16 protein-coding genes and 1 pseudogene are annotated in these 20,008 nt (G+C 67.3%); 16 read left to right on the forward strand and 1 reads right to left on the reverse strand.

Annotated elements, in window-relative coordinates; translation table 11 throughout:
• The first annotated feature begins 8 nt into the window (after nt 1-8).
• From cheY to H3005_RS17500, 16 genes and pseudogenes are all read left to right on the forward strand, one after another.
• Nucleotides 9-401, forward strand: coding sequence for a chemotaxis response regulator CheY (gene cheY / locus H3005_RS17425; RefSeq protein WP_006365466.1), 393 nt, complete (start codon nt 9-11; stop codon nt 399-401).
• Nucleotides 401-1,006: a protein phosphatase CheZ gene (locus H3005_RS17430; protein WP_025878978.1), complete on the forward strand. Its 606-nt coding sequence runs from the start codon at nt 401-403 to the stop codon at nt 1,004-1,006. Before cheY ends, H3005_RS17430 begins: the two co-directional genes overlap by 1 nt.
• A 2-nt stretch (nt 1,007-1,008) precedes the next feature.
• Complete coding sequence (locus tag H3005_RS17435) at nt 1,009-2,853, forward strand: chemotaxis protein CheA (protein ID WP_191078655.1); 1,845 nt, start codon at nt 1,009-1,011, stop codon at nt 2,851-2,853.
• A gap of 125 nt (nt 2,854-2,978) precedes the next feature.
• The gene (locus H3005_RS17440; RefSeq protein WP_089240989.1) at nt 2,979-3,719 is read left to right on the forward strand and encodes a flagellar motor protein; all 741 of its coding nucleotides are present in this window, start codon (nt 2,979-2,981) and stop codon (nt 3,717-3,719) included.
• 1 nt (nt 3,720) lies between these two features.
• Nucleotides 3,721-4,566: pseudogene (motD, locus tag H3005_RS17445) on the forward strand (flagellar motor protein MotD); the annotation flags it as partial.
• Between the two features lie 172 nt (nt 4,567-4,738).
• On the forward strand, nt 4,739-5,521 hold the full coding sequence (locus tag H3005_RS17450) for a ParA family protein (RefSeq protein ID WP_025878974.1): 783 nt from the start codon (nt 4,739-4,741) through the stop codon (nt 5,519-5,521).
• Nucleotides 5,518-6,756: a chemotaxis protein CheW gene (locus H3005_RS17455; protein ID WP_191078656.1), complete on the forward strand. Its 1,239-nt coding sequence runs from the start codon at nt 5,518-5,520 to the stop codon at nt 6,754-6,756. The genes H3005_RS17450 and H3005_RS17455 overlap by 4 nt, the downstream gene beginning before the upstream one ends.
• Before the next feature lie 84 nt (nt 6,757-6,840).
• The gene (locus H3005_RS17460) at nt 6,841-7,149 is read left to right on the forward strand and encodes an STAS domain-containing protein (RefSeq protein ID WP_100465280.1); all 309 of its coding nucleotides are present in this window, start codon (nt 6,841-6,843) and stop codon (nt 7,147-7,149) included.
• A complete protein-coding gene (locus H3005_RS17465; RefSeq protein ID WP_025878971.1) occupies nt 7,146-7,511 on the forward strand; it encodes a response regulator in 366 nt (121 codons plus the stop codon). The genes H3005_RS17460 and H3005_RS17465 overlap by 4 nt, the downstream gene beginning before the upstream one ends.
• 45 nt (nt 7,512-7,556) lie before the next feature.
• Nucleotides 7,557-9,536: a chemotaxis protein CheA gene (locus H3005_RS17470; RefSeq protein ID WP_100552463.1), complete on the forward strand. Its 1,980-nt coding sequence runs from the start codon at nt 7,557-7,559 to the stop codon at nt 9,534-9,536.
• Between the two features lie 386 nt (nt 9,537-9,922).
• Complete coding sequence (locus H3005_RS17475) at nt 9,923-12,169, forward strand: methyl-accepting chemotaxis protein (RefSeq protein WP_191078657.1); 2,247 nt, start codon at nt 9,923-9,925, stop codon at nt 12,167-12,169.
• A gap of 212 nt (nt 12,170-12,381) precedes the next feature.
• Nucleotides 12,382-13,155 (forward strand): flagellar brake protein, encoded by a 774-nt coding sequence (locus tag H3005_RS17480; RefSeq protein WP_100552461.1) that lies wholly within the window; start codon nt 12,382-12,384, stop codon nt 13,153-13,155.
• Between the two features lie 149 nt (nt 13,156-13,304).
• Nucleotides 13,305-13,796: a chemotaxis protein CheW gene (locus H3005_RS17485; protein ID WP_099818377.1), complete on the forward strand. Its 492-nt coding sequence runs from the start codon at nt 13,305-13,307 to the stop codon at nt 13,794-13,796.
• 137 nt (nt 13,797-13,933) lie between these two features.
• Nucleotides 13,934-14,317 carry a hypothetical protein gene (locus tag H3005_RS17490; RefSeq protein ID WP_025878966.1) on the forward strand — a complete coding sequence of 128 codons (384 nt, stop codon included), beginning with the start codon at nt 13,934-13,936 and terminating at the stop codon, nt 14,315-14,317.
• 98 nt (nt 14,318-14,415) lie between these two features.
• Complete coding sequence (locus H3005_RS17495; RefSeq protein WP_191078658.1) at nt 14,416-16,806, forward strand: methyl-accepting chemotaxis protein; 2,391 nt, start codon at nt 14,416-14,418, stop codon at nt 16,804-16,806.
• Nucleotides 16,807-17,487: 681 nt separating this feature from the next.
• A complete protein-coding gene (locus H3005_RS17500; RefSeq protein ID WP_191078659.1) occupies nt 17,488-17,895 on the forward strand; it encodes a YciI family protein in 408 nt (135 codons plus the stop codon).
• On the opposite strand, the gene H3005_RS17505 is transcribed toward H3005_RS17500, so the two are convergent.
• A complete protein-coding gene (locus H3005_RS17505) occupies nt 17,873-19,957 on the reverse strand; it encodes an SMP-30/gluconolactonase/LRE family protein (protein WP_191078660.1) in 2,085 nt (694 codons plus the stop codon). The genes H3005_RS17500 and H3005_RS17505 overlap by 23 nt on opposite strands.
• Nucleotides 19,958-20,008: the final 51 nt, after the last annotated feature.

A 20,008-nucleotide genomic window follows, 5' to 3' on the forward strand; every position in this document is an offset into this window, starting at 1 on the left:
ACTCTGCTTTGAACAAGAACATGCGCATCCTGATCGTCGACGATTTTTCGACCATGCGTCGTATCGTCAAGAACCTGCTGGGCGATCTGGGCTTCACCAACACCGCCGAAGCCGAGGACGGGCATGCCGCGCTGTCGTTGCTGCAGAGCCAGCCGTTCGACTTCGTGGTCACCGACTGGAACATGCCGGTGATGACCGGCATCGAACTGCTCAAGGCGATCCGTGCCGATGCCAAGCTGAAGACCCTGCCGGTGCTGATGGTGACCGCCGAAGCCAAGCGCGAGCAGATCATCGAGGCAGCGCAGAGCGGCGTGAACGGCTACATCATCAAGCCGTTCACCGCACAGACGCTGGAAGAGAAGCTCGGCAAGATCTTCGAACGCCTGGCGGCCAGCGCTTGATGGATACCACGGTCGACAAGAGTGCCCTCGCCCTGCGCCTGCAGGAAGCCCTGGACGCGCTGGAATCCGGCGACGAAGCGGCGTGGCGCCAGCGCATCGACGGCTTGGTCGCACTCCGCACCCAGCCGATGATGAGCGGCCTTTCGCGGCTGGCCCGCGAACTGGGCCAGGCGCTGGGCGAACTGCCGACCGTGCCCGATGAAGCCGGCGAGCTTGACGACGCCTGCGCACGCCTGGATCACGTGGTGGCGATGACCGAACAGGCCACCCATCGCACCCTGGACCTGGCCGAAGAGTGCCGCAGCCTGACCGAACAGCTGCGCGCCGATGGCCTGCAGCCGGGCCAGGACGTGCAGCTCGACCGCATCCGCCACAACCTCACCGAGATCGCCCTGACCCAGAGCTACCAGGACCTTACCGGGCAGATCATCCGTCGCGTGGTCGGCATCGTCCGCCGCGTGCACGAAGGCTTCGGCGCGCTCGGCCTGCCGCCGGAACAGCATCGCACCGACCCGGAACTGGCCGGGCCGGCACTGAAGGGACTGGACCGCCATGCGGTCTCGCAGAACGACGCCGACGACCTGTTGTCGGATCTGGGACTGTAACCATGGGCGCGGTAGCCGACGACATCACTGCCGATTTCATCATCGAGGCCCAGGAAATCCTGGATCGCCTCGGCGAACAGCTGGTGTCGCTGGAACAGGCACCGCAGGACAATGAACAGCTCAACGCGGTGTTCCGTGGCTACCACACGCTGAAAGGCGGCGCAGGTTTCCTCGGCATCACCGCGATGGTCGAACTGTGCCACGCCGCCGAAGAAGCGCTGGGCGCCGTGCGTGCCGGCCAGGCCGTATTGCAGGCACATCACTTCGATGCCGCCCAGCAGTCACTGGACTACCTGCAGTCGATGCTTGACGCGGTGTCATCGGGTACCGAGCCCGGCTTTGCCCCGCCCGAACTGGTCGCCCAGTTCGATGTACACGGCGGTGGCACAGCCGCGCCTTCGGCCGCGACGCCGAATGCGGGCGGCGGAGACCTGATCACCGACGACGAATTCGAGGCCCTGCTCGACCAGCTGCACGGCGGCAAGGCGCCGACGACCGTAGCACCGGCGGCGAAGAAAGCCGACGACATGATCAGCGAAGACGAGTTCGAGGCGCTGCTCGACCAGCTGCATGGTGGCGCCGCCCCGGGCAGCAACGCCACCGCAGCGGTTGTCGCCGCACCGGCACCGCGACCGGCGCCCTCGCCTGCCCCGCCAACTGCCAGCAAGCCGGCGCCCAACAAGCCCGTCGCCGAAGCCGAACACACCGTGCGCGTGGATACCAAGCGCCTGGATGCCATCGTCAACCTGATCGGCGAACTGGTGCTGTCACGAAACCGGTTGAAGACGCTGCGCGCACGCCTGCGCGATGAAGAGCTGGACCGCGCCGTGTCGACGCTGGACATCGCCACTGCGCGCCTGCAGTCGGCGGTGATGCGCACCCGCATGCAGCCGGTCGGCAAGGTGTTCTCGCGCTTCCCGAAGGTGGCGCGCGACGTTGCGCGTTCGCTGAAGAAGGAAGTGGACCTGGAACTGATCGGCGCCGAGACCGAGCTTGACCGCAACCTGGTCGAAGCGCTGGCCGACCCGCTGGTGCACCTGGTCCGCAACGCCATCGACCATGGCGTGGAAACGCCGGAACTGCGCGAAGCACAGGGCAAGCCACGGATGGGCCATGTGCGCCTGTCGGCACAGCAGGAAGGCGACTACGTCAGCATCGAAGTGCAGGACGACGGTGCCGGCATCGATCCGGAAAAGCTGCGCGCCAAGGCACGCGAGAAGGGCCTGATCGATCCGGAAGCCGCCGCCCGCCTGAGCAGCGAGGAATGCCTGCACCTGGTGTTCCTGCCCGGCTTCTCGACCAAGCAGCAGGTCACCGACATTTCCGGCCGCGGCGTCGGCATGGACGTGGTGCAGTCGCGCATCCGCGAGCTGAGCGGGCAGATCCAGATCCAGTCGGAACTGGGCCGCGGCAGCCGCTTCATGATCCGCGTACCACTGACCCTGGCGATCCTGCCGACCCTGCTGGTGCAGGCCGGCGAAGACGTCTACGCGCTGCCGCTGGCCCGCGTGATGGAAGTGCTGCATGCACCGCGCACCTCGCTGGGCTGGTTCGACGGCCGCGCCGTGCTTGACCGCCGCTCGCACACGCTGGCGCTGGTTGACCTGCGGCAATGGCTGGATGTGACGCCGGCCGCCTCGCCGCTGCTGACCATCGTCGTGCTGCAGGCCGGTGAAGCACGCTTCGGGCTGGTGGTGGACCAGGTGCGCGGGCGCGAGGAAGTGGTCATCAAGCCACTGCCCAAGGCCCTGCGCGGCCTGCGCGGTTACGCCGGTGCAACCTTGATCGGCGATGGTCGCATGGCCCTGATCCTGGACGTGGACGGACTGCGCAGCCCACACGACTGAGCCGATTCCTGAACGCGACACGCAATAGCGCCGGGCCAGCCCGGCGACACAGGAAACTATGAACTCCGTTACACCAGATTCTCCCGGTGTCTCAAGTCCCATTCATACAAGCCGATACCGGACCCATGGATAGACTCAGCCTCATTGGACTTTTCCTCGCCCTGGCCTCGCTGGTCGGTGGCAGCATCCTCAAGGGCGCCGGCCTGGCGTCGTTGTGGTCGCCTGCGGCGTTTGTGATCGTCATCGTCGGCACCATCGCCGCCATCCTGCTGCATACCGCGCCGGCGGTGTTCAAGCATGCGTTCAAGATCGTGCGCTGGGTCGTGCGCCCGCCGCACAGCGACCGTCGTGAACTGATCCAGCAGATCGTGGAATGGAGCAACATCGCCCGCCGCCAGGGCCTGCTGGGCCTGGAATCGCAGGTGGAAGCGCAGCGTGATCCGTTCCTGCGCAAGGGCCTGCAACTGCTGGTGGACGGTGTGGAACCCGAATCGATCCGGCACATGCTGGAAATCGAACTCGGCAGCCAGGAACACCAGGATCAGGCCGGCGCCAAGGTATTTGAGGCGATGGGCATCTATGCGCCTACGCTGGGCATCATCGGCGCCGTGCTCGGCCTGATCGCGGTGATGAAGAACCTCGCCGACCCGAGCAAGCTGGGCCACGGCATCGCCGCGGCGTTCACCGCCACCATCTACGGCATCGCCTCGGCCAACCTGCTGTTCCTGCCCATCGCCGCCAAGCTGAAGGGCGTGATCGCCCACAACTCGCGCGACCGCGAAATGGTCATCGAAGGCCTGATCTCGATCGCCCAGGGCGAGAACCCGCGCAACATCGAAACCAACCTCTCCGGCTTCCTGCACTGACATGGCCCGCCGCAAGCACCACGAAGAGCACGCCAACCACGAAGCATGGGCCATTCCCTATGCCGACCTGATGACGCTGCTGCTCGCCTTCTTCGTGGTCATGTACGCGATCTCCTCGGTCAACGAGGGCAAGTACCGGATCATGGCCGACGCCCTTACCGATGCCTTCGGTGGTGCGCCGCGCACCATCAATCCCGTGCAGGTCGGCAACAAGCAGGTGCAGGGCGGCGGCTGGGACAGCCCGTCGGTGATCAAATCGGGCACCAAGATCGGGCCGTCCGCTCCCGCGCCGTCGCACGACCCCACCCTGCTGCCGGCGATGGCCTCGCAGATGCGCATGCCGGTGTCGGTGCACAACCAGGAGCAGATCGCGCGTGCCGAGCGCCAGCTCAACAGCATCGCCGACCGCCTGACCGCTGCGCTGGCACCCCTGATCGACCGCGGCATGATCAGCGTGCGCCGCACCGAGCTGTGGATCGAAGTCGAGATCAACAGCGACATCCTGTTCCCGACCGGCTCGGCAGCGCTGGACGTGCATGCGCGCGACACCCTGGCCAGCCTGGCCGGCGTGCTGCGCGACGTGCCCAACAGCGTGCGCGTGGAAGGCCACACCGACAACGTGCCGATTGCCACCGCCACCTTCCCGTCCAACTGGGAACTGTCGGCCGGTCGCGCGGCCAGTGTTGTGCATCTGTTTGCCGACCAGGGCGTGCAGCCGTCGCGGCTGGCGATGGTGGGCTACGGCCAGTTCCGCCCACGCGAAGAGAACGACAGCGCGCAGGGCCGCAACCGCAACCGGCGGGTGATGGTCATCATCCTGGCCGACACCAGTCATTCGGTGGACCCGCTCGGCGAACGCCTGAATGCCGCCACCGGGGCCACCCGCAACGCGAGCGAACAGGCCGCCGCAGCGCCGGCCACCACCCCCACTTCCCCCATCGCACCGGTGCAGTTGCCACCGGTGCCGGCTGGCAGCCGTGTCGGCGCCGCCGTTCCCCCGGCAATGAAGGAGTAATCCGATGCGCATCTGGGCAGTCGCCAACCAGAAGGGCGGAGTCGGCAAGACCACCACCACCCTCGCCCTCGGTCGCGGCCTGGCCGCGCTCGGCCACCGCGTGCTGCTGATCGATCTCGATCCGCATGCGTCGCTGACCCGCGCCTTCGGTGTACCGATCGAACCGGCACCGGCCGGCGTGCTGGAACTGTTCGGCGCACCACCAGCCGACCTGTCCACGCTCAGCCACGCCAGCAACATCGGCGGACTCGATTACGTGTGCGCGCAGGCCTCGCTGGCCACGCTGGAACGGCGCAGCGCCAACCAGCCCGGCCTCGGCCTGGCACTGCAGAATGCCCTCGCCCGCCACCAGGGCCAGCACGATTACATCCTGCTGGACTGCGCACCGACCCTGGGCCTGCTGATGATCAACGCGCTGGCCGCGGCTGATCGCCTGATCATCCCCACCCAGGCCGAGCCGCTGGCCCTACACGGTCTGGATGGCATGGTCCGCACCGGCGAGATGGTGGAGCGTTCACGACGCCGCCCGCTGCCGATCTCGATCCTGCCGACACTGTTCGACCGCCGCACCCGCACCGGCAATGAATCGCTGCGCGCCATGCAGGACCGCCACGCAAGCCGCGTCTGGGAAGATGCGATTCCGATCGACACCCGCATCAGCAATGCGGCCGGCCTGACCCTGCCGAGCATCGGCGAGGACTACCCGGGCCGTGGCCTGGCGGCCTATCGGCGCGCGTTGAACTGGATCCTTGGCGAGGACGCACGTGCCCTGGAGCAGGCGGCATGAACACCACCGGCATGCTGGATGACTATCTGGACGAGCTGCTCGGCGACATTGCCGTGGCACCGGTCGCACCGGTCGCCGCAGATGCCACGCCACGCCCGACGAGTGCAGCGGCCGATGCACAGCGCGAGCCCACCTGGGACGACCTTCCTGCTGAAGTGATCTACGAAACCGACACCGTTGCGGTCGCACCGGCCAATGATGATGCGGCCCTGGAGGCCGCCTTCGACGCCGCTGCTGCGCCTGCGGTCGACTCCGAGCGCGAGCCGACCTGGGACGATCTGCCGGCTGAAGTGATCTACGAAACCGACACCGTCGCGGGCACCCCTGCCAGTGACGACGCCTCCCTCGAGGCCGCTTTCGACGCCGCTACCGCGCCTGCGGTCGACGCCGACCGCGAGCCGACCTGGGACGATCTGCCGGCCGAAGTCGTCCATGAAACCGCGCCCGTGGCCGTTGCCCCTGTCGCACCGCCCGCGCCGGAACCCACCTGGGATGACCTGCCGGACGAAGTGATCTACGAAACCGACGCCGCCGACAGCCTCGCGCACACCGACAGCCCCGGACTGCAGGCGGCTTTCGAAGCCGCCGCCGAGGGCGAGGCGGTGCCTGCCATCGCCGCGCCGGCAGCTGCCAAGGCCGCAGCGCGCCCCGCGCCTGCGCCGATGCCGTCGATGGCGCGCGCCGCCGTCGCACCACCGCCGCGGGTCGCGGTGGACACCCCATCCAGCAACCGCCCCGGCACCTGGCAGGAGCTGCAGGCCCAGGCGCATCAGCCCGCCAGCAGCCCGCACCCGCAGAACCGCCGCGCCGGCGAACGCACGTCGCGTTGGCTGCGCCTGCGCTGCGGCACCCAGGCCTATGCGCTGGAGCTGCTGAAGGTGCAGGAAGTGGTACTGCCGGTGCCGTTGCTGCCATTGCGCGGCACTGCACCGGAAATGCTCGGCATCATGAACCTGCGCGGCCAGGTGGTGCCGGTGATGGATCTCGGCCTGCACCTGGGCGCGGCGTCCGCCGAGGATGACGCGCAGACCCGCATTGTCGTGCTCGAAGAGAACGGCGAAACCCTGGGCCTGCGTGTGTCGGCCGTGGAGGACGTCGCCAACCTGACCGACTCGCAGATCGAACCGCCCGATACCGCACGCATCTGCCAGATCTCCAATGACCTGTTCCGCGGCGTGGCCCGTATCAGCCAGCGGCCGATGATCCTGCTCGACGCCACGCAGCTGCTGGGGTGAATCGGTGCTCAGCGCCGATACCCACCCTAAAGAACCGCCCCGCGGTGCCGTTATGAATGCTGGAACCGTTTGTCCGGAGCAACGATGAGCACTGTCGAACTGGGTGAGGATCTCGGCATCGAGAGCAGCACCGAGCTCAAGAACCGCCTTTCGCCCTTGGTGGCGGAAGCAGGCGAGCTGACCCTGGATGCAAGCCAGGTCGGTCGCATCCACACCGCCAGCGTGCAGGTGCTGTGTGCCTTCGTACAGGCCCGCCGCGAGGCAGGCCTGGGCACTGGCTTCCACGGTTGCACTGCAACCTTCCGTGACGCTGCACGCCTGTTGGGCGTCACCCAGGCCCTGGGCCTGGACGTAACCCATGACAACCTGAAATCTGTGGAGAACGCTGCATGAGCGCACGTATCTTGGTGGTGGACGATTCGGCGTCGATGCGCCAGATGGTTTCCTTCGCCCTCACCTCGGCCGGTTTTGCCGTCGAAGAAGCTGAAGACGGCGCGGTCGCGCTCGGACGTGCCAAGGGCCAGCGCTTCAATGCGGTGGTCACCGACGTCAACATGCCGAACATGGACGGCATCGCGCTGATCCGCGAACTGCGCCAGCTGCCCGACTACAAGTTCACGCCGATGCTGATGCTGACCACCGAGTCGGCCGCGGACAAGAAGTCCGAAGGCAAGGCCGCCGGTGCCACCGGCTGGCTGGTCAAGCCGTTCAATCCCGAACAGCTGGTCGCCACCGTGCAGAAAGTGCTGGGCTGATCGCCCCGCACTGCTCCCCCTCTCCGCTTCCGGATCGCCACTGCCATGAGCATGGACCTGCAACGCTTCCACGCCACTTTCTTCGAGGAGAGCCGCGAAGGCCTCGACGCCATGGAGGCTGGCCTGCTGGCCCTGGAATCGGGACAACAGGACGCGGAGATCATCAACTCGGTGTTCCGTGCCGCCCACTCCATCAAGGGTGGCGCAGGCACGTTCGGCTTCGATGCCATCGCCGGGTTGACCCACGTATTGGAGACGCTGCTGGATGAGCTGCGTGCCGGCAAGCGCGCACTGGAAGGCAACGCCGTCGATGCGATGCTGTCGTCGGTGGACGTGCTGCGCGCCCTGTTGCGCGAGGCCGAGCACGGCCAGCCCGCCGATCCCGCAGCGGTTGCTGCGGTGAAGGCGCGGCTGGAATCGGTGCTGTCCGGCCAGGCGCCCGCCGCTGCTGCACCTGCTGCCGCCAGCCAGGTCGACGACACGCCGGAAGCCTGGCAGATCGGCTTCGCCCCGGCGCCGTCGCTGTTCATGAGCGGCAACGACCCGCTGCGCATCATCCGCGAACTGGAACACCTGGGTTCGCTGCAGGTGGCCGCGCGCATGGATCGCCTGCCTGGCTTTGCCCAGCTCGACCCGCTCGAAGCCCACCTTGCGTGGGATCTGGGCCTGGTCGGCAAAGTGCCGCGCAGCAAGATCGAAGATACCTTCGCCTGGGTGCTGGACGACTGCGAACTGGACATCCGTCCGGCCGCACCGCCAAGCCTGGCCACGCAGGCACCGGCTGCCGCGCCGGTGGCCGCCGCCGCACCCGCCGCTGCCGCACCGACGGCCAGCACCGGCGCCAGCCAGGAAGCGGAAACCTCCATCCGCGTCAGCGTCGACAAGGTCGATGCACTGATCAACCTGGTCGGCGAACTGGTCATCACCCAGGCCATGCTCAAGCAGGTCTCGCACGCGCTGGACCCGGTCCATGCCGAGAGCCTGTTCGCTGGCCTGGACCTGCTTGAACGCAATACCCGCGACCTGCAGGAAGCGGTGATCGGCGTGCGCATGCTGCCGGTCGATGCGGTGTTCCGCCGCTTCCCGCGCCTGGTCCGCGACCTGTCCGGCCGCCTCGGCAAGCACGTGCGCCTGCGCACGATCGGCGAAGGCACCGAGCTGGACAAGGGCCTGATCGAGAAGATCGCCGATCCGCTGGTGCATCTGGTCCGCAACTCGATCGACCACGGCCTGGAAATGCCGGACGTGCGTCGCGATGCCGGCAAGGACGAGACCGGCACGATCACCCTGGCGGCCTCGCACCAGGGCGGCCACATCGTCATCGAAGTCAGCGACGACGGCCGCGGCCTGAACCGCGAGAAGATCCTGGCCAAGGCGCACGAACGCGGCCTGCCCGTGCCGGACAACCCCACCGATTCGCAGGTCTGGGACCTGATCTTCCAGCCCGGCTTCTCCACCGCCGACGCGGTCACCGACCTGTCCGGCCGCGGCGTGGGCATGGACGTGGTCCGCCGCAACATCCAGGCGCTGGGTGGCGAAGTGCAGATTGAAAGTGGCCTCGGCACCGGCACCCGTACGCTGATCCGGCTGCCACTGACCCTGGCCATCCTCGACGGCATGACCGTGGCGGTGGCCGGCGAAACCCTGATCCTGCCGCTGGCCTACGTGCTTGAAGCACTGCAGCCGCAGCCCGACGACATCCGCAGCATGGCCGGCGAAGGCCGCGTGCTGCGCGTGCGTGGCGAATACCTGCCGATCCTGTCGCTGAGCGAATACTACGGCTATGGCCAGCGCGCCCCCGGCAGCGAATCGCTGGTGGTGGTGGTGGAAGGCGATGGCCAGAAGATCGCGCTGGAAGTGGACGAACTGGTCGGCCAGCAGCAGGTCGTGGTGAAGAACATCGAGAACAACTATCGCCGCATCGGCGGTGTGTCCGGCGCCACCATCCTCGGCGACGGCCGCGTCGCCTTGATCGTCGACATCGGTGGCCTGGTGCGTTCGCTGCGGGTGCCGCAGGCCGCCTGAGCCGCCCCACGCGCTGTGCCTGACCGCCGCCCTCCGGGGCGGCGGTTTTTGTTTGCGCGCGTGCACAACGGCGTTCCCGCTTGGACCTGACAGGGGTGCGCGCGATCCACTGTGAACTCCGTCAACGCGCACTGTGAACTCCATCGTCCGCATGGTTTCCCCTGAAACCACGATATCGATGCGAAAGCCCCGCCATGGCGTGCTTTGCGTTGTATCTCCCTACGCCAGCGAATGTGACACAGGTCCATAAAGTCCGCCGCACAAGCGCCGCTATCTCGACATGACGGCAGTCACCGAACCCCCACCCGGCACGACCGTTCCCTCCTGCAACCACCTTTTGCCAGCGGCTCCGCCGCCGGCATTCTGCCCACCTTGGAGCACCCTGCATGAAGTGGTTCCACGATCTGCCCATCGCCCGCAAGCTGGCTGTGGGATTCACCCTGACCACCCTGATGACCGTCGTGCTGGGTGCGTTCGCCCTGCTCCGCCTGTCCGAAGCCAATGCGCAGCTCAGCGCGATGGCCTCCAACGATATTCCGTCGGTGCAGTACCTCGGCGAAGTGCGTTCGCAGCTGGGTGAATTCCGCACTTACGAACTGGCCCAGCTGAGCATGCTGGACCAGCCGGAGAAAGTGGCCGACTACAACAAGCGCATGAGCGACACCGCCAAGGTGGTGCGCGAACAGCTGGCGGCCTACGCCGCGCTGCCGGCCGGGGCCAAGGAGCGCGCGCTGTACCAGGCCGTGCAGGCCGACGTCGATGGCTACTTCGCCGCCAACACCAAGCTGCGCGAAGCTGCCACCGCAGGCGATGGTGAGGTGGCCCGGCAGATCTCCGACGAACAGTCGCGTCCGCTGCGCCGCAAGGCCTTCGAAGACCTCAAGGCACTGGGCGCTTACAGCAGCTCGCTGATGCAGGGCAAGATCGACGCCGCCAATGCCACTCACCGCAACAGCATGCTGGCCATCATCGCTGCCATCGTGCTGCTGGTCGTGGTCGCCACCACCCTGGCCGTGATCATCTCGCGCGCCGTGGTCGGTCCGCTGGGCAAGGCCGTGCATGCCATCCAGGCCGTCGCCCGCGGCGACCTCAGCCTCACCACCCAGGCCACCGGCAAGGATGAAGCGGGCCGCATGCTGGCGGCCACCGCGGAGATGACCGCGATGCTGCGTCGCTTCTCCGAGCAGACCCAGCTGATGGCACAGATGCATGCCGGCCCCGATATCAGCCACCGCATTCCGGAAGACTTCCCGGGCGTCTACGGGCAGCTTGCCGGCGGCATCAACACGGTGATCTTCGAACACCTCGATGCGATCCGCGATGCCATCGACGTGCTCAACCAGTACGCCACCGGCAACCTCGCCCCCGATGCACGCCGCCTGCCGGGCAGCCGCGCGATCCTGCACGAATCGATGGATGCGGCCAAGGCCAGCCTGCTGGCGATCAACACGCAGATCCAGCAGTTGGCGTCGGCTGCTGCCGCCGGCGATTTCAGCCAGCGTGGCGATGCACAGCGCTTCGATCACGATTTCCGCGTGATGATCGAGCAGCTGAACAGCATGATGCAGGTCGCCGACGGCAACCTTGGCCAGCTGTCGCAGCTGCTGCAGGCGATCGCCGCTGGCGACCTGACCGCACGCATGGACGGCCAGTTCCATGGCGTGTTCGCCCGTATGCGCGATGATGCCAACACCACGGTCGCCCAGCTGACCCAGATCGTCAGCCAGATCCAGGCCAGCACCTCCAGCATCACCCTGGCCGCAGGCGAAATCGCCTCGGGCAACAGCGACCTGTCGCGCCGCACCGAGCAGCAGGCGGCCAACCTGGAAGAAACCGCCGCGTCGATGGAGGAACTGACCTCCACCGTGCGCCAGAATGCCGAGCACGCGCGCCAGGCCAACCAGCTCGCCATCGGCGCACATGGCGTGGCCTCGCAGGGCGGCGAAGTGGTCGGCCAGGTGGTCACCACCATGTCGGCCATCGAAGCGTCCTCGAAGAAGATCGCCGAGATCATTTCGGTCATCGATGGCATCGCCTTCCAGACCAACATTCTGGCGCTGAACGCTGCGGTCGAAGCCGCCCGTGCCGGTGAACAGGGTCGCGGTTTCGCCGTGGTCGCCAGCGAAGTACGTACTCTCGCCCAGCGCTCGGCCGCCGCCGCCAAGGAGATCAAGGGCCTGATCGACGAATCGGTCGGCAAGGTCGCCGAGGGCTCCAGCCTGGTCCACCAGGCCGGCAGCACCATGGGCGAGATCGTCGCCTCGGTGCAGCGCGTGACCGACATCATGGCCGAGATTTCCGCCGCCTCGCAGGAACAGTCGGCCGGCATCGAACAGGTCAACCAGACCGTGGTGCAGATGGACGAAACCACCCAGCAGAACGCCGCGCTGGTGGAAGAAGCCACTGCTGCAGCGCGGGCGATGGAAGACCAGGCCGCGCAGCTGGGCGAGGCCGTCGCACGCTTCCGCCTGGCCGCACCGAGCACAGGCACTGCGATGCCGCGCGCAGCGATGGCCGCAGCCGGCGGTACTCCGCGCAAAGCGGCACCCGCCCCCATCGCGACGCCATCGCGCGTGCGCAAGCCCGTTGCACAGCCGGCGCTGGCCGGCGACGGTGACTGGCAGGAGTTCTGATCGCAGCACCGGGTGGCCCTGCGCCACCCCGACAGCGGACAGGTGGCGCCGGGCCATGCCCGGCCCCAGCGTCCAGCTTGCCCTTCGGCCTCCGGCATGGCACAACGAAGCCGTCGAACGCGTCCGGTGCTACATAAATCCGCACCGCAGCCGATACTTCTTTCGAGCCAGGCGCCCACACGCGTCGGCGCCCGCCCCTGACCACAGATTCCATGTCCGACGGCCACGACACTGCACCGCCCGAAGTCCATGCGGCCGACGCCGCCGACGATCGCTTTCTGGTCCGCAATCCGCGCCAGGTGCGGCAGCTGCTGCGTTCCCTGATCGAGCAGCGATCACTGATCAACGCCCATATCGACGGGCGCGATCGCTCCTTCCCGACTGCCCTGCTCGAACTGGACGACGACGAGGACATCCTGCTGCTCGATGGCAGCCCGCAGGAAGCCTCCAACCGCGCCGCCGAACAGGCCGACCACCTGCTCTGCTTCGCCCAGCTGGAACGGGTAATGGTGCGTTTCCGCCTGCACGACCTGCAGCGCGTGGACAATGAAGGCCATGTCGCCTTCCGGGCACCGTTCCCCGAGGAGCTGGTGCACCTGCAGCGGCGTGAAATGTACCGGCTGGAGACCCCCATCACCGATTCACCGCAGTTGCTGCTGCCCCCTGGCGAGGCCCGCGCCGAAGCCTTGTCGATGCGGGTGGTGGACATCAGTGGCGGCGGCCTGGCGGTGACCGTGCCCGTCGATTGCGCGATCTTCAGCCTGCAGCAGCGCTACCGGGCACAGCTGTCGATGCCCGATGGCCCGGACCTGCAGATCGACCTTGTGGTCTGCAACCTGCTGCCGCAACGCCTGCCCAACGGCACCGAGGTCAAGCGCGTCGGCATGCGCTTCGACGAACTGCCCCGCGGCGGCGACAGCGCCATCCAGCGCTACATCTTCCGCATCGACCGCCAGCGCAAGGCGCGCCGCAACGGCGAGCTCTGACACACCCACAACGGCATCTGCCGGCCAGCGGCCGGCACTACCCTTCCCCAGTAGATCCACGCCATGCGTGGATGGATGCCTAAAGTCCCCCATTACGGGGCCGATATCGAGCCTGACACCGGCACTTCCGGCAGAACCAGGACCCCTCGATGAACGACAAGAACAGCTCCGCCGCCGGCGCCGATGGCGAATTCCTCAGCTTCACCCTCGGTGCCGAGCACTACGGCGTGGACATCCTCAAGGTGCAGGAAATCCGTGGCTACGACGCCGTCACCCGCGTCCCCGATGCCCCGGATTACATCAAGGGTGTCATCAACCTGCGCGGCACCATCGTGCCGGTGATCGACCTGCGCCTGAAGCTGCGCCTGGAAGATGCCCGCTACGACGCCTTCACCGTGATGATCGTGCTCAACGTGGAAGACCGCGTGGTCGGCATCGTGGTCGACAGCGTCTCCGACGTGATCCCGCTGTCGGCCGAGCAGATCCGCCCGACCCCGGAATTCGGTGCAGCCGTGGATACCCGCTTCATCTCCGGCATCGGCACCCACGATGACCGCATGCTGATCCTGCTGGATATCGAAACCCTGCTGGACAGCGCCGACATGGGCCAGACCCACGTCGTCGAAGACGCTGCCGCCTGATCAAACGGACCTTCTTCACGTTTCTGTTACGCAGCCCTTCAGTTCCCCCCATCCACGCCGATAGGGGGACAGAAGCCGGTCGCGCAGGAACGCGCCAAGGCCGGATCCACCATCACCATCCCCGGAGAATCACCCCGATGAAGTCCCTGCTTGCGTTCGTTTCGGCTGCCGTCCTGGCCACCACCGCTTCCTCCGCCTTCGCGCAGTCGGCCGAGATGATTCCGCCGGAGATGGCACCGCGCGCCGTCGGCAAGGACGGCATGGTCTGCGGCAAGGTCGAAAAGGCCCGCTTCGCAGAAGGTTCCGAAGGCCAGCCGACCTTCCTGTACATGGGCGGCGCCTTCCCGCGCCACACCTTCTCGGCCCGTATCGCCGGCGAGAACCGCGGCAAGTTCTCCTTCCCGCTGGAAACCCTGGAAGGCAAGACCGTGTGCGTGATCGGCAAGATCCAGCGCGATGCGTCGCGTGCGGAAATCGAAGTCAGCTCGCCGTCCAGCCTGAAGCTGGCCAACATCAAGTAATCCGCTGTCCGTCAGACCGCGCCGGCCAGCGTGCCGGCGTGGCTGTTGCAACCGGGCCCGGTGCCCGGCCGCGTCTGCCTTAGGAGATCGCAACGCCCATGCCGTGGATCAACAACCTGAAACTGATGCCGAAGCTCATGCTGACCTTCGGTGTCCTCTTGCTGGTGATGCTGCTGCAGGGCATCGTCGCCTATCGTGGCCTGCATTCGCTGAACAACGTGACCACCGAGCTGGCCGGTTCACGCATGGAAAGCATCCGCATGGCCGGCGAGATGCGCGGCATGCTCGGCGAGTATCGCAACAGCGCCTACCAGCAGCTGATCCGCGCCAGCGACGACGTCAAGGCAGACGCCCGCAAGCAGGCCGCCGAACTGCGGACCAGCATGGACACGTCGATCAAGGACTATCCGAAGCTGGTCGACAACGCACAGCAGAAGAAGCTGTTCGATACCTTCGCCAAGGACTGGAAGGACGCGCTGGCCTCCTATGACAGCGTCACCGAGATGCTGGAGCTGGACCTGCCCGACGACGCGATCGATACCTTCGTCGGCGAGACCCGTACCAAGCACCGCAAGGCGGGCGCCGCGCTTGAAGCACTGATCGCCGAAGACAACCGCCTCGCCCGCGCCTCGCGCGACGAAGCCGCCTCCACCTACTCCGCCTCGGCCGTGCTGACCGTCATCGCCCTGCTCGGCGGCGCCGCACTCGGCCTGGTGCTGGTGTGGCTGTTCGCCCGCGCCCTGGTCGGCAGCGTGCGTGGCGCCGTTTCGGTTGCCAACGACGTCGCCGGTGGCAAGCTCGATGGCCATATCGACGTCAGCCGCCAGGACGAAGTGGGCGAACTGATGCAGGCCATGCAGCGCATGCAGCGCGACCTGCGCGAGCGCACCGAAACCGACCAGGCCATCGCCCGCGAGAACCTGCGTATCCGCACCGCGCTGGATTACAGCTCGACCGGCGTCTACCTGACCGATCCCAGCAACACCATCGTCTACAGCAACCGCGCCCTGCAGCAGACCCTGGTCCAGTACCAGGACGAGCTGCGCCGCGACCTGCCCGACTTCGACGCCCACGCCTCGCTGGTCGGCAAGCCGGTCACGGTGCTCGAGCACCGTGGCGAGATGGACAACACGCTGCTGGCCAACCTCAAGCAGCATGGCGTTGCCCGCCGCCCGATGCAGTACGGCGATGCCCAGTTCGCCCAGGTCGTGTCGACCATCCGCAACGAAGACGGCGACACCGTCGGCTACGTGGTGGAATGGCGCGACCGTACCCAGGAAGCACAGGTCGAGGCCGAAGTGGCACGGGTGATCGCCCAGGCCGCCGCCGGTGACCTGTCCGGCCGCATCGATGCCAACGACAAGGAAGGCTTCTTCCTGCAGCTGGCCCAGCAGATCAATGGCCTGCTGGACGCCAACTCGGGCAGCATCGAACAGATTTCCGGCCTGCTCGCCGCGCTGTCGCAGGGTGACCTGACCGTGCGCATGCACGGTGACTACCAGGGCGTGTTCGCCCGCATGCGCGACGATGCCAACGCTACCGCCGCACAGCTGAGCGAGATCGTCACCCGCATCAAGCAGTCCAGCCGCGCGATCAGCTCGGCCGCCGGTGAAATCGCCTCGGGCAACAGCGACCTGTCGCGCCGTACCGAGCAGCAGGCGGCCAACCTGGAAGAAACTGCCGCCTCGATGGAAGAACTGACCTCCACCGTGCGCCAGAACGCCGAACACGCACGCCAGGCCAACCAGCTCGCCATCGGCGCGCACGGCGTGGCTTCGCAGGGCGGTGAAGTGGTCGGCCAGGTGGTCACCACCATGTCGGCCATCCAGGCCTCGTCGAAGAAGATTGCGGAGATCATTTCGGTCATCGACGGTATCGCCTTCCAGACCAACATCCTGGCGCTGAACGCCGCGGTGGAAGCCGCCCGTGCCGGCGAACAGGGCCGTGGCTTCGCCGTGGTCGCCAGCGAAGTGCGCACCCTCGCCCAACGCTCGGCAGCCGCCGCCAAGGAGATCAAGGGCTTGATCGACGACTCGGTCGGCAAGGTCAACGACGGCTCGGCGCTGGTGCACAAGGCCGGCGCCACCATGGGCGAGATCGTCGCCTCGGTGCAGCGCGTGACCGACATCATGTCCGAGATCTCCGCTGCTTCGCAGGAGCAGAGCGCCGGCATCGAGCAGGTCAATCAGACCGTGGTGCAGATGGACGAAACCACCCAGCAGAACGCCGCGCTGGTGGAAGAAGCCACCGCCGCCGCACGGGCGATGGAAGAACAGGCAGGTCATCTCAGCGAGGCGGTATCGATCTTCGTGGTCGACGAAGCCGAAGTCGTGGTCGCCACGCGCACGCCGGCACCGCGTGCTGCCGCACCGGCTCATCGTGCTGCTGCACCGGCCGCCCCGGCACCGGTCGCGCCGCCGGCCCGTCGCACCGCTGGCGGCCGCCCGATGGCCACCGAACTGGCCGATGGAGACTGGCAGGAGTTCTGATGCCTGCCTGACCTGACGTACGAAGACGCCCTGGCCCTGCGCCGGGGCGTTTTTGTTTCCGGAGTATCTGACTATCCAGCCAACGGCGAAGCCCCTCGGGGTGGTCGCTCGAAGCCCTGGGCTGCTGAGGGTTGGCCGTGAGGGTGGGCTGCGCAGGGGACGCCGTGAATACGTCCCTGTAGGCTCGGGCGCGCCATCCATGGCGCTTACGCCCCTGCGCAACCCACCCGCCCGGCCACGGACAGGTTCCTGCCTCCGATCCACCACGGGAAGATCAAGAAAAAGGCAGAAGCAAGAGCAAGATCAACAGCAACAGCAGTTGGCGGGCTGCCTTGGCTTTGCGAGCGAAGCGACCCGCTTTTGCTCTTGCTTGTGATTTCCCGTGGTGGTGCGGCCACCGGAATCTGTCTAGGGCCGGGCGGGTGGGGTTGGCGGGGTATCCGCGCCATGGATGGCGCGGCTAAGCCTCCAGGGACGGATTCACGGCGTCCCCGCCAATCCCACCCGCCCGGCCCACCCTCATGAAGCCAGCTTTCAGCGACCAACCCACCCCACCACGGAGGGGCCCCGCCGTTCGCCGATCCCCGCCGAAGGCGCGCTTCCCGCTCTGCCTTTCGCAGTGCAGCATGCCCCCGCGCAAACCTGCGCGATCATGGGCCCCCGCCCCGCCAGGACTCCGCCATGCAGCAGTACCTGCTTCTGATCTACATCGACCCGTCACTGCTGCGCACCCTGCCCATCGACGACTTCAATACGTTGATGCGCGACTGCCTCACCCACGCCGACAAACTGCAGGCCGAGGGCACGTTGCTGGCCGCGCAGAAACTGCAGCCGATCGAATCGGCGCAGACGCTGCGCGTGCGCGATGGACACAGCCGGGTACTCGATGGCCCCTTCGCCGAAACCCGCGAACTGCTGGCCGGCTTCAACCTCATCGTCGCCCACGACCGCGATGAGGCCATGCGTATCGCGCAGGGCTTCCCGTGGGCCCGCTTCGGCAGCATCGAGGTGCGGCCGCTGGAAGACATGGACGCCGAGCGCGAACGCTGCGGCGCCCCCGCTGCGGCTATGGCAGCAGCCGTACCCTGATCTCGCGCGGGCCTACGCCTTCGTTGCCGCTGTAGTCGCGCGCACTGGCACGCACGATGTACTCGCCCGGCGGCAACGCCGCCGGCTGCCAGCGACCGGTTTCCATCAGGCCATCGCGCACGGTGTTGGTCACCAGATAGCGGAAACGGGTAACTGCGCTGCCATGCACGGTGATGCCGCTGTCCGGGGCATAGGCCACTTTCACCGCCTGCTTCTGCGGCGGCATGCGGTTGAAGACGATGTTCCAGCGCGGTTGCTCGTAGCCCTGCAGCGGCTGCCCGGCGGCATCCAGGATCTGGTAGCCCACCTGGTACGGCCCCAGCCGGCGACGTGGCAGGTTGTTGTCCACCTGGTCCCAGGCTTCCACCACGATCTGCACGCCGCGTCCCTGCCGGGCCAGCATCACCACGCCATCGGTGCCGGCGGCCAGCGGCTGATCGTTGTCATCCAGCAGCGCCACGTCGGTGATGCGCGGTGCGAAGTGGTCCGCGTAATCCTTGAATCCCAGCGCCACTGCATTGGTCTCGAAACCACCATTGCCCACGGCCAGGTGCACGTGCGCCTGACTGTTGATGCTGCCCAGACGGTCGCCCACGTGGATGCGCGTGCCACGCCGTACGCGGATGCGCTCCAGCGTGCCGTCTTCGGCGTACAGCGGCTGCCAGCGCGCGTCGAACGGTTCGCCGCGTGGCGTACGACCGACGCGCATGTGGATGTACTTCAACCGGTCCACGGCCAGGCCTTCAGCCTGCCCACCCAGGCTCCAGGCGGCAATCGGGCTGCTGATCTTGCCCTCGGCTATCGCCAGCACGGTCTGGCCGACATCGCCGCGTACGTCGAAGCCGCCGTGCAGGTGGTGGCGGCTCTCGCCCTGGAAGGTGCCGCGCACCTCGCCGAGCGTGCCGACCACTTCATGCCAGCCGTCCTGTGGTGCCAGCGGCCAGCGCCCACCGCTGTCCGGCAGCGCCGCGTCTGAGGCCGGGCCCACCAGCGCCGGTGCAGGCAGTTCACCCACCGGCAGCGGGCGCAGGCGATGCAGGCGATAGCCTGCGGAGTCGGCCACCAGCAGAGCACCGTCGGCCTCCACGGCCAGGCCACTGGGCCGCGCCAGGCGTGGCAGGCGGTCATTGCCCAGCAGCGCCAGTTGATGGCCCTGCGGGGTCACCTGCACGATGCGCCCGTCCAGGTCACCCACATACAGCACACCGTCGTGCGTGGTGGCCAGTGACAGCGGGCCGTTGATGACCTCACCCTTGCCGACTGCGGTACTGACCGTGCCATCGGCGCCGACGCGGCGGATCGCGTTGTTGAACAGGTCGGCCACCAGCAGTGCGCCGTGCGCATCGAAGGCCAGCGCCACCGGCGTATCGAAGCGGGCGTCGGTATCGGGCGCGTCGGCGAAGCCCGGGCGGTCGCCGCCGGCCAGCGTACGCACGTTGCCATCGGTACCGATCACCCGGATGCGGTCGTTCCAGGTATCGGCCACATAGACCTGTCCCTGCGCATCCACGGCGATGCCCATCGGTCCATCGAAACGCGCCTGTGCAGCGGGACCATCGGCGAAGCCCTGCTGGCCACCGGCCAGCGTCGTCACCTGTCCATCGGTGCTGATGCGCCGGATCGCATGATTGCCGGTGTCGGCCACATACAGATTGCCCTGCGCATCGGCAGCAATGCCCGAAGGGGTGTTGAAACTTGCCTGCAGGGCAGGCCCATCAACACGACCCTCGCCCTGCCCCGCTACCGTTTCGATACGGCCATCGGGCAGGCGGCGGCGGATGCGGTTGTTGTCACCGGCATCGGTGAAATAGACGCTGCCATCGGCACTGCCCAGCAGCGCGTAGGGGTCGGCGAAGCGCGCCTGCGCCGAGGCGCCATCGCGATCACCCGGATGGCCGTCGCCGGCCAGCAGCTCGATCTGTGCGGTCCACGCCAGCGGCGTCGGTACAGGGCCAGCCGGCACCTGCGGGCCGGAGGCGGGGAACTCCCACCAGGTTGCCGCCAGGGCCACCGCTGTTGCCACCACCACCGCACCCACCGCCATCCCTTGCCACCGCGCCATCGTCCCGTTTGCCTGTACTTGCATGAAGAGGCACGAACGATAATCGCTGCG

It is taken from the genome of Stenotrophomonas sp. Br8, from assembly GCF_014763005.1.
Classification (GTDB): domain Bacteria; phylum Pseudomonadota; class Gammaproteobacteria; order Xanthomonadales; family Xanthomonadaceae; genus Stenotrophomonas; species Stenotrophomonas lactitubi.